This window comes from Nonomuraea sp. NPDC004186 (assembly GCF_053603495.1).
This window is the reverse complement of record NZ_JBSGFQ010000043.1, coordinates 1-12573: the sequence shown is the minus strand read 5'-3', so window position 1 is coordinate 12573 and position 12573 is coordinate 1. Positions and strand designations below refer to the sequence as shown.

The window sequence follows — 12573 nt, the reverse complement described above, 5'->3', positions numbered from 1 at the left end:
CCGACGGTGCCGCGATGGCGAGGGGGTGAGCACGGTGGAGTTGACCAGGAGGCAATTCGCACGCGTGACCGTGGGTGCGGGGGTGGCCGTCACCGGCTTGAGTCGCGCCACGCCGCTCGATGGGGAGATGCCCCTGGCCAAGTACGTCGACGCGGTGCCGCGCCTGCCGATACCGGAGCCGCAGCGGTCGGCATACCCCGGGGCGGACTACTACGAGCTGACGATGCTGCAGGCTCCCTGGCGTTTCCACCGTGACCTGCCGGCCGGGCAGGCCTGGGGATATTGGGCCGCGGGCGAAGACGGACCGATCGGCCTGGGCTACCTGGGGCCGACGCTGGTAGCGCGACGGAACCGCCCGGTGGTGGTCCGCTTCCGCAACCATCTGCCCACCACGCACCTCCTGCAGCCGGCGGTCGACGTCACCTTGTGGCGCAACGTTCCCGGGGACCCGCCCGACCCGCCCGGTGGCCGGATGCCGCAGGACTTCCCTTCGGGCAGGAACGTCTGGGCCGTCCCTCACCTGCACGGCGCCTTCAACCCACCGCAGTCCGACGGCCATCCCGAGGCGTGGTTCACCCCGGACGGCCTGCACGGCCCCGCCTACGCCAGCCTTCAGGGCGCCCGCCCCAACGAGACCGTCTACGCCTACACCAGCCGTCAGCCGGCCACCATGCTCTGGTACCACGACCACGCGATGGCCATCACCAGGCTGAACATCTACGCCGGGCTGGCCGGCCTCTATCTGATCCGCGACTCGCTCGAAGATGGCCTGCCGCTGCCGTCCGGCGACTACGAGGTGCCGCTGGTCCTGCAGGATCGCAACCTCACCTCCGGCGGCGCCCTGTCCTACCCCGACAGGGGGCCAACGCCGTACCACCCCAAGTGGAATCCGAACTTCTTCGGCGCCGTCCCGGTGGTCAACGGCAAGGCCTACCCGTACCTGGCCGTCGAGCCGCGCCGCTACCGGCTGCGCCTCCTCAACGGCTCCAACCAGCGCTTCTTCCACCTGTGGTTCCAGGATGGCGGCACGCGGAGGCCGTTCTGGCTGATCGGCACCGACGGCGGCTTCCGCGCCGCCCCACTGCGGCTGACCAGCCTCCTGCTCGGCCCGGCGATGCGGGCGGACCTCATCCTCGACCTCACCGACGCGCCACAAGTCTCGCAAATCACCATGATGAACGACGCCGCCACCCCCTTCCCGCAGGGCGGGATGAACGTCCCCATGCCCGAGATCATGCAGCTCCAGGTGAGCAAGAAACTCTCGGGCCCCGACCCGAGCGCGCCGCCGGAACGGCTGTCGCTGCGGCCGATCACACCACTACGGCCCACGTCCGGCCTGCCCCGACGGCAGTTCGTCATCACCGCCGACCGCGACGCCCACCACAAATCCACCCACCTGGCCATCAACCAACGGCTCTTCGACGACCCCATCGAGGACTTCCCCAGGGTGGGCACCACCGAGATCTGGGAGTACATCAACACCTCCGGCGACGGCCACCCCATGCACGTGCACCTCGTCCAGTTCCAACTCCTCAACCGGCAGCGCTTCGACGCGCCCGCCTACCTGAAGGCGTACCAGGCCTGGATCGCGCGGGGACGCCCGCCTGCGGCCAAACCCGCCCTCGCCCGCCACCTCAACGGCCCGGTGACGCCCCCGGCAGCCGAGGAGGAGGGCTGGAAGGACACCGTCGTCACCCTTCCCGGCATGGTCACCCGGATCGTCCTGCGCTTCGACGTTCCCCCGCCCATCGACGGCATCCCCGGCACGGGCACCGCGTTCCCCGCCACCTACATCCAGCACTGCCACATGCTGGAACACGAGGACAACGAGATCATGCGCCCCTGGCAGATCATCTCGTAGAACCGGTGAGCTTCATCCCTGTCGGGCCCACACCCGGCGGCCAACGCGCGACCGGCCAAGCCGAGGCAAGCATTACCCACGTCATCGCATCGGATCACCGGCGACCGGGCAGGCATCCGGCGTGATGCCGTCCAGCCGGACCGCGTCGGACTGGCCAGGAGACGGAGTGCCGAACGCCATGGACGAAGCAAGGGCCGACCGCGAAACACCGATCGTGCGCCGCCGCGAAATGATCGGCCTGCCCATCGCCCTGGCCTGCGGCTCGGCGGTGCTGACCGGATGCGGCACCTCACGACAAGCCGGCAGCGCCGCAACGCCCACACCTGCCCCCAGCCAGGAGCAGACGCAAGAGGTGCCGGTCACGCCGCCGGAGGACCTCATGAGGGAACACGGGGTCCTCAAACGCGTCCTGTTGATCTACCGGGAGGGCATCCGCCGGATCAACGCCGGCGAACAGGTCCCCCAACAAGCCCTGCACGCCGGGGCCGGCATCATCCGAACCTTCATCGAGGAATACCACGAGCGACTCGAAGAACGGTACGTCTTCCCGCGCCTGGTCAAGGCCGGCAAACTCACCGACACCGTCTCGGTGCTGCTCCAGCAGCACCAGCGCGGACGCGTCCTGACCGGCCGCATCCTGAACGCCACCGCCAAACCCACACCCCAGCAGTCCCGTCGCGACCTGGTCACGAACCTGGCCGCCTTCATCCGCATGTACGAGCCACACGAGGCCCGCGAGGACACCGTCGTCTTCCCCGCCATGCGGGACGTCATCCCGCCCAGGGAATTCGTCCAGATGGCCGAGACCTTCGAGGACGAGGAACACCGCCGCTTCGGCGCGGCCGGCTTCACCGGCATCGTCGCGCAGGTCGCCGACATCGAAAAGACGCTCCGCATCTACGACCTGAACCAGTTCACACCCCGCGTATGACGATTTCCCGGCCGGACGTTGAAGACGAGTCCAAGACTCGCCGGGCGCAGGCGCGCTGAGGCAATAGCCACGTTCAAGGGCTCAAACAGCCCCTGATGGCCGTTCCGCCTCGGGCAGCACCTTCCGCGCCAGCTCCAGCAACGCCCTGCGGTCCTCCGCCAGCGCTGCCACACCCGGCACGGACGCATATCTTCCCGTCCTCATCGAAAACGCGGTACGAGACCGGCTCGCACACTGACCCCGAGCCTCGGCGACTTCCACGTGCTTGCCCGACTGTGGACGAACTCACCGACCAGCGCCGCCATGGCAGCCTCGCAAGTCGGACACCCGGCAGACCTGCGCGCCGTGGACCCCATACCTGTGCCCGCCGCACGCACCTCGCACAGCGACACCCGCCGGCAAATCGGAGCCCCGTCGGCCGAAACGCACAAAGGTCGCTCGGGGGCTTGCATCCGATACCTAGGTACAGGCTTACCGTCGAGGCATGACTCACGACATTGCCCTTGACCAGGAATGGGTGCCCTCAGCCTGCACCTTGCCCACCGCCGAGCGGCCACTGCGGGTGGCCGAGTTCGACGCCTTGTTCGCCGAGGCGGTGCAGGCCCTGTCCCGGCCGGAACACACCCGGCTACGCCTGGAGCTCGTCTTCACCCCGGACAATGCCGCCCACGCCGCCGAGCTGACGGCGCGGGAGAACAGTTGCTGCTCGTTCTTCACCTTCACCCTCGCCATCTCCGCCGGAAGCCTGGCGCTGGAGGTGGCGGTGCCGCCGGAGCAGGCCGAGGTGCTGGACGCGCTGCAGGCCCGCGCGGGCGCGGCGGCCTCCGCATGACGAAGACGCCCCTCCAAGCCCTCAAGGGACGGAAAGTGATGGATCGCATCACGCGTGAAGAGTTGCGCGCGCTGCCGGCCCCTGGAGCCGCGCATTTGGTGGAGGCCGGGCCTGCCTTCGAGGACAGCCGCGCGAACGCACCCGCCGCAGCGGGGCGATCAGCGTGAGACAGGACATCGACGGGCCGTACCTGCGCAGCGGACAGGTGGCCGAGCAGGCCGGAATCAACCTCCAGACCCTGCGCTACTACGAACGCCGCGGGCTGATCGCCGAACCGGCGCGCAGCCCCGGCGGGCACCGCGCCTACCCGCCCGAAACCGTCACCCTGCTGACCGTGATCAAAGCCGCCCAGCGGCTCGGCTTCACCCTGGCGGAGGTGGCCGAGCTGATCGACACCGGCCGGCCCGGCCACCCCACCCCGGACCTCCGCGCCCGCGCCCTGGCCAAGATCACCGAGGTGGACGCACGAATCGCCGACTTGACCACCATCCGGGAGGCACTGACCCAGGTGGTCAGCGCCGGGTGCGACAACCTGACCAACTGCACCTGCCCCGACTGCCCACTGCCGTTCGCCGATCTGGCCGCAAGCCGCGCCTCCAATGAGAACTGACCACGTGAGCACCCATCACGACCACCGCTGTTCCCCTCACCATCTCCGGCGCCGCCCTGGCCAAGCAGACCCTGCCGGCCATGGCCGTGCTGCTGATCGCCGCCGCCGGCGGCATATGGCGGCTGCATCGCCGCCGCGCCTCGCGTGCGACTGCCACCGAGAAAGGCTGTGACTGCGGCGGGAGCGGCTGCGACTGCTGAGCTATGACGACATCGGCGTCGACCCGGCGCAAACCCTCTCACGGGGATGCGCTGTACTACCGGTCATGACGATCGTCCGCTCGTTGGTGCTGTTCGCCCTGGCCGCGCTCGCCGAGATCGGCGGGGCATGGCTGATCTGGCAGGGCGTACGCGAGCAGCGCGGTGTGCTGTGGATCGGGGCCGGCATCATCGCGCTGGGCCTGTACGGATTCGTCGCCACTCTCCAGCCGGACGCGAACTTCGGCCGCATCCTGGCCGCCTACGGCGGCGTGTTCGTCGCCGGATCGCTGGCGTGGGGCATGGCCGTCGACGGGTTTCGTCCCGATCGCTGGGATGTCATCGGCGCGCTCGTCTGCCTGGTGGGAGTCCTGATGATCATGTACGCGCCGCGCGGCTGAGCCGATCCCGGCGCGTGGTCAGCGGGGCCCTAGACGCTTCAGATGTCAACGATCTTGTTTAGGTCCAAGATCTCCCGTCCCCTCGGGTCCGGGATCCCTGCGCTACGTCGGTCTCTGCTTCGGCGCCCCAGGTGTGGGCAAGACCCAGTCAGCCCGCTACTACTCCCAATGGGACCAGCTCGCCGGCCACCTCGACGGCACCCGCCCCGTCGGCTCGACCTGCAGGGCGGGTGCCATCGAGGCACAGGTTGGTGATGACCTTGGTCAGCCATGCTTCCGGCACCTTGATCCACTGCCGGTCGGCATGCCAGTGCAGGAACGCGTCCTGCACGGCGTCTTCGACGTCGGCGGCGGAGCCCAGCAGCCGGTACGGCCGCGAGGCCAGCCGGTTCGTTCCGGCTGGCCTCGAACCGACCGGTGCTCAATCGATCAGTGGCGGTGCTGTGCACGCGGGCCACGTGAGGCGATTACGCGAGCGCCTTCTCGACGGGCCGCGTCCGGCGCGGCGGCCAGGCGGTGCTTGCGCGTGGGCATGCCGTAGGTGGGGTGCGAGGTGGCCCACAGCGCCACCTTGAGGATGCCCGCCTTGATCCGTGCGGGCTTCCGGCCGCCCTGGTACTTCGGCTTTGCCTGCCCTTCGTCGTTGACCGTCTGCAGGATCCCGTCTCGCCGTCCGAGGCTGATGTGGTTGTACGTGTAGACCAGCTTGGTCTTCGCAATCTTGCGGCCGGTCAGGCGTCCCACGATCGCCTCGATAGCCTGCCGGCCGGTATAGCCGGCCGACGCGCAGGACATCGGCAACGGCCGGCCGTTGTCGCCGATGGCATAGGCGCTGTCGCCGATGGCGTACACGTTCGGGTGCGAGACCGACCGCATGGTGCGATCGACGACGATCTGACCGTTCTCGGTGACCTCCAGCCCGCCGGCGGCGGCGATGGGGCTGACCCCGAACCCGGCCGTCCACACGGTCGCGTCGGACGCCAGGGCGGTGCCGTCGGCGCACAGCACCCGCGTCGCTTCGACGGCTTCGACGCGGGTGTGCTCCAGGACGGTGACACCCAGCCGGTCGCAGGCCCGGCGCAGGTGGCCGCGGGCTCCGGCGGAGAGCCGGGCACCCAGCTCGCCGCGGGCGATGAGCGCCACCGACAGGCCGGGCCGGGATTCGGCGATCTCGGTGGCGGCCTCGATACCGGTCAACCCGTCGCCGACGACCACCACCCTCCCGCCCTCGCCCCGCCTGTCCAGGCGCTCGCGCAGGCGCAGCGCCGATGGCCGGGCGGCGACGTCGAAGGCGTGCTCGGCCGCGCCGGGGACGCCGTGGTCGGCGCCGTGACTGCCGAGCGCGTAGACAAGCGTGTCGTAGCCGAGCTCGCCGCCGACAACGCCGTCGGTGTCGGTGTCGGCCACGGCGACGACTTGGCGCTCGGGGTCGACGGCGGTGACCCGGGCCAGGCGCAGCCGTATCCCCGTGCCCGCGAAGACGTCGGCGAGTTTCGGAGCTTCGATGTCGCGGCCCGCCGCGAGCTGGTGCAGCCGCATTCGCTGGACAAAGTCCGGCACGGCGTTGACCACGGTGATCTCGGTGTCCGCCGGGGACAGCCGGCGGGCCAGGTTCCCGGCCACGTAGGCCCCGGCATAGCCGGCGCCGAGGACGACGATGCGGTGCTTCATGTGGTGCTCCTGTCGGTTCGCTTGCTTCTGGTGAGTCGGCTCGGCCCTGGGTCAGCGATCTTCTTGATCGAGGTTGCCGTGCGCCTGCGCCGAAAGGTCCTGCCAGTCGGCCCAGGTCTTGAGCCGGTCGGCGTAGACCTGCTGGAGCATCGGGTAGAAGCCCTGCCCGAACAGCACCCGCAGGGGCGGATTGCCGGAGTCGACGAGCTTGAGGAGTGCCTGGGCCGCGGCGGCCGGGTCACCGGCGGGCTGCTTGCCCGCGAACGCGGCGATGCGCTGGCGAAGAGCGTCGTAGACCGGGTTGGGCTCGGCCAGGTGGCCGTTGTTGAGGGGATCGGGGTTCTTGCCGGACCTGGTGGCGAAGCCGCCGGGCTCGATCACGGTCACCTTGATGCCGAAGTCGGCGACCTCGTGGGCGAGGGATTCGTTCACGGCTTCCAGGGCCCACTTGGAGGCGCTGTAGGCGCCGCTGAGCGGGAACGCCATGAGCCCGGCCGCCGAGGACAGCTGGATGATGTGCCCTGCACCCTGCTCACGCAGGTACGGCAGCGCGGCCTGGATCACCCACACCGCGCCGAACACGTTGGTCTCCAGCTGGTCGCGCAACTGCTGCTCGGTCATTTCCTCGATCGCGCCGACATAGGCGTAGCCGGCGTTGTTCACGATGACGTCGAGACGGCCGAAGTGCTCCCCGGCCCGCTTCACGCTCTCGAATACGGCGGCCTTGTCGGTCACGTCCAGCTCCAACGGAAGCACCGCCCCGCCGTAGGCGGCGACCAGCTCGTCAAAGCTTCCGATGGTCCGCGCGGTCGCGGCCACCTTGTCACCCCGGGACAGGGCCGCCTCGACGAAGTTGCGGCCCAGGCCGCGAGACGAACCGGTGACGAACCAGACCTTGCTCATGATGTCCTTTCCGTTCTTTCTGCGGTGGCGGTTGCGCGGCGGTCACCGCGCCATGGGGCCGAAGTGATCGCTCGGGAAGTTGTGTGCCGCGCATATCGTTCGCGCGGCGTCCTGACGACCACGTGGCGTGAGCGCCCGGAACTTTGTGACAGCGCGGTCGTGTGACATGTGTCACCGATCGCGGGTGTCACACCGCGGTGGTTGCCGACGCCTTGTGCATGGAGCAGGAGTTGCGGGTGAACAGGCAGGAGCCAGGTATGAACGGGCGCTGGGATGCGACGACGGGCAAAGCCGAGCCGACGGCTGGTGGTGGCCGGATGGACCCGGCAACCGAGGTGTTCCTCGCCCACCGCAACCTGCTGTTCACCGTCGCCTACGAGATGCTCGGCTCGGCCGCCGACGCCGAAGACGCCCTGCAGGAGACCTGGCTGCGGTGGGTCAAGGTCGACCTTGGGCAGGTGTCCGACCAACGCGCCTACCTGGTGCGGATCGCCACCCGGCGCTCGCTCGACCGGCTTCGCATCCTGAAGCGCCGCAAGGAGGCGTACGTCGGCCCGTGGCTGCCCGAGCCGCTGCTCACCACGCCGGACGTGGCCGAGGACGTCGAGCTCGCCGAGAGTGTGTCGATGGCGCTGATGCTCGTCCTGGAGACGCTGTCGCCGACCGAGCGCGCCGTCTTCGTGCTGCGCGAGGTCTTCGATGTGAGCTACGACGAGATCTCGGCCGCGGTCGGCAAGACCCCGGCGACCGTGCGCCAGATCGCGCACCGGGCCCGGCGGCACGTCGATGCCCGCCGCCCTCGGGAGGTGGTCTCCCCGAGCCAGACCCGGGCGGTGCTGGAGTCGTTCCAGCGTGCGGTAGAAACCCGGGACCTGCAGGGGCTGCTCGACGTGCTCGCCCCCGAGGTCGTCCTGATCAGCGACGGCGGCGGCGTCAAACAGGCCGCGCCGCAGCCGATCATCGGCGCCGGCAAGGTCGCCCGCATGATCGTCAGCGGTCTCGGCAAGGCCCAGATCGCGCTCACCGGCGAGCCCACCGTGGTCAACGGCAACCCGGCGCTTCTCCTGTGCGTGGACGGCGAGATGGACGGCGTCATTGCGGCCCGGGTCGAGGACGCCCGCATCACCGGCCTCTACTACGTCCGCAACCCGCAGAAGCTGACCCGCATCGGATCCGAGACCCCGCTCACGCTGAAGTAATCCGTCGGCCGCCGCGCGCGGCAGTGCGGAGCATTCCGGGCGAAGGCATCCGCGTACCGGCCCGCCCCGTCATCACGTAAATCACGCAAACGTTGTATTCGAGGAGCAGATATGGCCGTTCAGGCCCCGCTGGCAGCCGACACACCACAGTCACCCTGGTTAACGGTGGCCAGGGCGGTCGTCCTGCTCACGGCGGGCATCTCCGTGCTGCTCATCGCCTTCGCCTGGCCGTCGGTGCGCTCGTCGGTACACGATGTGCCGATCGCCGTCGCCGGGCCGGCCGCCGCGGTCGAGCAGGTCAGCGCCGCTCTCGGCCGACGTCTACCGGACGGCTTCGAGATCACCGAGGTCGCCGGCACCGCGGCCGCCGAGCGGTTGATCCGCGACCGGGAGGTGTACGGGGCGATCGACGTCAGCTCCGGCACCCCACAGGTCATCATGGCCACCGCCGCCGGCACTGCGGTCGCCCAGACCCTGCAGAGCGTCGCGACCGGGCTGAGCCAGGCGCAGGCATCGGGCACCCGCACGGCGGTCGCCGTCCGTGACCTCGTCGCCTTGCCGGCCGACGACCCGCGCGGCGCCGGCCTGGCCGCCGGAGCCCTTCCCCTGGTCATGGGAGGCCTGCTCGCCGCGCTCCTGCTGACCAGACTGGTCCGCGGCACCGCCCGCCGGGTCACCGGAGCGCTCGCCTCCGCAATCACCGGCGGCCTGGCCGCGGCGGCGATCCTGCAGTTCTGGCTCGGCTCGCTGGGCGGCGCGTACTGGGCCAACAGCGGCGCCATCGCCCTGACCATCGCGGCCACCTCGCTGAGCATCCTCGGGCTGGAGTCACTGTTCGGGGTGGCGGGCTTCGGTCTCGGCGCCGTCGCCATGATGCTCATCGGCAATCCCCTGTCAGGTGCCGCGACCGCGCCCGAAATGCTGCCCGGCTGGTCCGGCGTCCTTGGCCAGCTGCTGCCGCCCGGGGCGGGTGGCCAGTTGCTGCGCTCCACCGCCTTCTTCGACGGCCACGGCGTCACCCACTCCGTCATCGTCCTGGTCACCTGGCTCACGCTCGGTGTCGTGCTGTGCCTGGCCGGCGGCCTGCGCGTGCGCCGTGCCGCCACCGCGGACCTTCCCAGGACGGCCGCATCACCGGCCTCTCCTACGCGTCCGCGACCCGGAGATGTTGTCCCCAGCGAATCCGAGACCCCGCTCAGCCTGCGATGAACACCGGTGACGAACCGGCCCACGGCCTTGGAGCGACATGGACCTGACGGTGGCGCGACAGGCGACTCTCGGCCTCCGCAGGACACCGCCGGTTCCGGAGGCCGCCACAAGCAGAACACATCCCGCCAGATCTAGTACTGGGAGGTCATTCATGACGAAGAGCGTTGCCGACGAACTCGCCGGTCTGGAATTGCCGGTCGGACGGGGCTGCCCGTTCGCCCCGCCCGCCGCCTACGAGCAACTGCGCGAGCAGGCGCCGATCAGCAAGGTCCGCCTGGCCAGCGGCGGAGAGGCATGGTGGGTGTCCGGGCATGAGGAGGCCCGGGCCGTCCTCATCGATGGCCGCTTCTCCTCCGACAAGCGCAAGGACGGCTTCCCGCTCTTCACCCTCGATGCGGCGACCCTGCGGCAGCTCCGCAACCAGCCGCCGTTGATGCTCGGCATGGACGGCGCGGAACACTCCGCGGCCCGGCGCTCGGTGATCGGCGAGTTCACCGTGAAGCGGCTGGCCGCGCTGCGCCCGCGCATCCAGGACATCGTCGACCACTTCATCGACGACATGCTCGCCGCCGACCAGCGGCCGGTCGACCTGGTGCAGGCGCTGTCCCTGCCGGTGCCCTCCTTGGTGATCTGCGAAATGCTCGGCGTCCCGTACGCCGACCACGACTTCTTCCAGAGCCGTACCACCATGATGGTGCGCCGGACGTCGCTGGAAGGCCGCCAGCGGGCCTTCGCCGAGCTGCGCGCCTACATCGACGACCTGGTCACCCGCAAGGAGTCCGAACCCAGCGACGACCTGTTCGGCCGGCAGATCGCCCGGCAACGCCAGGAGGGCACCCTCGACCACGCGGGCCTGGTGAGCCTGGCCTTCCTGCTGCTGACCGCCGGGCACGAGACCACGGCGAACATGATCTCGCTCGGCGTGGTCGGGCTGCTCTCCCATCCGAAGCAGCTGGCCGTGGTCAAGGGCAACCCAGGCCGGACACCCATGGCAGTGGAGGAACTGCTGCGCTACTTCACCATCGCCGACGGAGTCACCTCCCGGCTGGCCACCGAAGACGTGGAGATCGGCGGGGTGAGCATCAAGGCCGGCGAAGGCGTCATCGTCTCGATGCTGTCGGCCAACTGGGACCCGGCCGTGTTCAAGGACCCAGGCGAACTGGATGTCGAGCGCGGGGCCCGCCACCACATCGCCTTCGGCTTCGGCCCGCACCAGTGCCTCGGCCAGAACCTGGCCCGGATGGAACTGCAGATCGTCTTCGACACGCTGTTCCGCCGTATCCCCACCCTGCGGCTCGCCGCACCGGCCGAGGAGCTGCCGTTCAAGTCCGACGCCGTCATCTACGGCGTTCACGAACTCCCGGTCACCTGGTAGGCCGGACATGATGCGCATCAACGCGGACACTAGTCTCTGCGTCGGCTCCGGCCAGTGCGTCCTGACCGAACCGGCTGTCTTCGACCAGGACGACGACGGGATCGTGGCCCTGCTGACCGACCACCTCGACGACCAGAGCGCCGCACAGGCGCGCCACGCCGTCACCCTGTGCCCCTCCCGAGCCCTGTCCATCCTGCAGGAGTAAGCCCTACCCCGGGTGAACTACGCGTCCGTACCCGTACGTCGGCACCTTGCCTCCAGCGCATCTGCGCCGGAGGCAAGGTGCCGCTATCGCGGTTGCGGTCTGGGGCTCAACCCGGCGAAGAGGGCATGGAGTACGCGGTCGATGTAGTCGGGGGTCAACGGCTGCTGTGTGATCAGCAACCGGTAGTACAAGGGGCCAGACAGGACCTTGAACGCCAGGTCCAGATCGAAGTCGGGAGCGAGTTGACCCTGGTCCTTGGCGGCCCGGAGGCCAGCCAGGGTGTTGGCGGTCTGTGGCTCGATGAGACGCCGGTTGAGTGCGGCGGCGACCTCGGGATCGTGCTGAGCTTCGCCGATGAGGTCCTGGCCCCAGGGTGTCCCGGCCTAGCAGGTCGGCGGCCCTGGTCATCACCTCGCGTAGATCGGCCACGATGTCGCCGGTGTCGGGGGTGGTCCAGGCCTGCCGTGTTCAAGCTGAGGACCGCGTCGAGGAACAGCAGCCCCCGAGAGGGCCAGCAGCGGTAGACGGTGTGTTTGCCGACGCCGGCCCGGCTCCTTGGGGCTGCTGGGCGGGTTCGCCGTGCCAATGCTGGGAACACTCGCCGCCTTCAGCCTTGTGTTGTACTTCCTCGGCGCGCGTCTTGAGCACCTGCGAGTGGGCTCCCGCAAGCTCGTGAATTGGGCCGGATTCTTCGCCACTGCGGTAGCCGTACTAGCCGTAAACCTGGGCTACCACTGGTCGTGATCCGTGGAGACAGGCTCTCTCACCTGGCCGCCGCGGCATAACGATCGACGCGTCGCCGCACATTCCCAGCGGTTGTGTCGTCGGGCTCCACATCCCGATTGCCTGGCCTCGCGGAACGACTTCACTGCTGCCCTTACGCATTGCCGGCCCAGGCAGGCGGATCAACGCCCGCGCCAACCACAACCGTTCAATCCCGTCGCCCACGGCAAGATCGACCTAGGCTCCGTCGCCCGCGTGAGCGGCTTGGGACACGGCCACACCCCTTCCAAACTTGGTCGCGGTATTGGCCGTGAGAAGCCGTAGGACACCGGGGATCGCCGTAGACAGCCGGACACAAAGCGAGGACGTCGCCATCGCCGGCCAGGCCGTCACCGACGTGGTGCACCTGCTGGCTGAGCTGGTCGAGAACGCGGTCTCGTTCTCCTCGCGGGACAC

The 12573-nt window shown here is 69.4% G+C and carries 13 protein-coding genes; 9 read left to right on the top strand and 4 right to left on the bottom strand.

The genetic code is table 11. The features are described from left to right. Positions 1-64: 64 nt before the first annotated feature. The 5 genes from ACWEPL_RS31125 to ACWEPL_RS31105 all read left to right on the top strand — a co-directional run bounded on the left by ACWEPL_RS31125 (position 65) and on the right by ACWEPL_RS31105 (position 4832). Positions 65-1861, top strand: a complete 1797-nt coding sequence (locus ACWEPL_RS31125) for a multicopper oxidase family protein (protein ID WP_452438271.1) — start codon at positions 65-67, stop codon at positions 1859-1861. A gap of 178 nt (positions 1862-2039) precedes the next feature. After that, positions 2040-2792, top strand: a complete 753-nt coding sequence (locus ACWEPL_RS31120; protein ID WP_452438270.1) for a hemerythrin domain-containing protein — start codon at positions 2040-2042, stop codon at positions 2790-2792. Positions 2793-3276: 484 nt separating this feature from the next. Beyond that, entirely contained in the window at positions 3277-3624 is a 348-nt protein-coding gene (locus ACWEPL_RS31115; protein ID WP_452438269.1) for a hypothetical protein, read from the top strand. Positions 3625-3787: 163 nt separating this feature from the next. Next, a complete protein-coding gene (locus ACWEPL_RS31110) occupies positions 3788-4234 on the top strand; it encodes a MerR family transcriptional regulator (protein WP_363981345.1) in 447 nt (148 codons plus the stop codon). A 265-nt stretch (positions 4235-4499) separates the two neighbouring features. Next, positions 4500-4832, top strand: a complete 333-nt coding sequence (locus ACWEPL_RS31105) for a YnfA family protein (RefSeq protein WP_363981342.1) — start codon at positions 4500-4502, stop codon at positions 4830-4832. 148 nt (positions 4833-4980) lie between these two features. Here ACWEPL_RS31105 and ACWEPL_RS31100 read toward each other — a convergent pair whose 3' ends face one another. The 3 genes from ACWEPL_RS31100 to ACWEPL_RS31090 form a co-directional block, all read right to left on the bottom strand. Beyond that, the gene (locus ACWEPL_RS31100) at positions 4981-5163 is read right to left on the bottom strand and encodes a hypothetical protein (protein ID WP_452438268.1); all 183 of its coding nucleotides are present in this window, start codon (positions 5161-5163) and stop codon (positions 4981-4983) included. 98 nt (positions 5164-5261) lie between these two features. Beyond that, positions 5262-6503: an NAD(P)/FAD-dependent oxidoreductase gene (locus ACWEPL_RS31095; RefSeq protein ID WP_452438267.1), complete on the bottom strand. Its 1242-nt coding sequence runs from the start codon at positions 6501-6503 to the stop codon at positions 5262-5264. Between the two features lie 51 nt (positions 6504-6554). Then, entirely contained in the window at positions 6555-7406 is an 852-nt protein-coding gene (locus ACWEPL_RS31090; protein WP_452438266.1) for an SDR family NAD(P)-dependent oxidoreductase, read from the bottom strand. A gap of 317 nt (positions 7407-7723) precedes the next feature. Between ACWEPL_RS31090 and ACWEPL_RS31085 the strand changes: the two genes are divergently transcribed. The 4 genes from ACWEPL_RS31085 (at position 7724) to ACWEPL_RS31070 (ending at position 11394) form a co-directional block, all read left to right on the top strand. Continuing rightward, positions 7724-8605: an RNA polymerase sigma-70 factor gene (locus ACWEPL_RS31085; protein ID WP_452438265.1), complete on the top strand. Its 882-nt coding sequence runs from the start codon at positions 7724-7726 to the stop codon at positions 8603-8605. Between the two features lie 111 nt (positions 8606-8716). Continuing rightward, complete coding sequence (locus ACWEPL_RS31080; protein WP_452438264.1) at positions 8717-9814, top strand: hypothetical protein; 1098 nt, start codon at positions 8717-8719, stop codon at positions 9812-9814. A gap of 151 nt (positions 9815-9965) precedes the next feature. Continuing rightward, a complete protein-coding gene (locus ACWEPL_RS31075) occupies positions 9966-11189 on the top strand; it encodes a cytochrome P450 (protein ID WP_452438263.1) in 1224 nt (407 codons plus the stop codon). A 7-nt stretch (positions 11190-11196) separates the two neighbouring features. After that, positions 11197-11394: a ferredoxin gene (locus tag ACWEPL_RS31070; RefSeq protein ID WP_363981319.1), complete on the top strand. Its 198-nt coding sequence runs from the start codon at positions 11197-11199 to the stop codon at positions 11392-11394. Between the two features lie 83 nt (positions 11395-11477). Here the strand turns inward: ACWEPL_RS31070 and ACWEPL_RS31065 are convergent, their stop codons facing one another. After that, complete coding sequence (locus tag ACWEPL_RS31065; protein WP_452438324.1) at positions 11478-11750, bottom strand: TetR-like C-terminal domain-containing protein; 273 nt, start codon at positions 11748-11750, stop codon at positions 11478-11480. Between the last annotated feature and the right edge of the window lie 823 nt (positions 11751-12573).

What these genes read in the sequence shown, in the direction of transcription:
- ACWEPL_RS31090 (WP_452438266.1), bottom strand. Translation starts at nt 7,406, where the DNA reads ATGAGCAAGGTCTGGTTCGTCACCGGTTCGTCTCGCGGCCTGGGCCGC.
- ACWEPL_RS31120 (WP_452438270.1), top strand. Translation starts at nt 2,040, where the DNA reads ATGGACGAAGCAAGGGCCGACCGCGAAACACCGATCGTGCGCCGCCGC.
- ACWEPL_RS31070 (WP_363981319.1), top strand. Translation starts at nt 11,197, where the DNA reads ATGATGCGCATCAACGCGGACACTAGTCTCTGCGTCGGCTCCGGCCAG.
- ACWEPL_RS31115 (WP_452438269.1), top strand. Translation starts at nt 3,277, where the DNA reads ATGACTCACGACATTGCCCTTGACCAGGAATGGGTGCCCTCAGCCTGC.
- ACWEPL_RS31075 (WP_452438263.1), top strand. Translation starts at nt 9,966, where the DNA reads ATGACGAAGAGCGTTGCCGACGAACTCGCCGGTCTGGAATTGCCGGTC.
- ACWEPL_RS31105 (WP_363981342.1), top strand. Translation starts at nt 4,500, where the DNA reads ATGACGATCGTCCGCTCGTTGGTGCTGTTCGCCCTGGCCGCGCTCGCC.
- ACWEPL_RS31080 (WP_452438264.1), top strand. Translation starts at nt 8,717, where the DNA reads ATGGCCGTTCAGGCCCCGCTGGCAGCCGACACACCACAGTCACCCTGG.
- ACWEPL_RS31095 (WP_452438267.1), bottom strand. Translation starts at nt 6,503, where the DNA reads ATGAAGCACCGCATCGTCGTCCTCGGCGCCGGCTATGCCGGGGCCTAC.
- ACWEPL_RS31085 (WP_452438265.1), top strand. Translation starts at nt 7,724, where the DNA reads ATGGACCCGGCAACCGAGGTGTTCCTCGCCCACCGCAACCTGCTGTTC.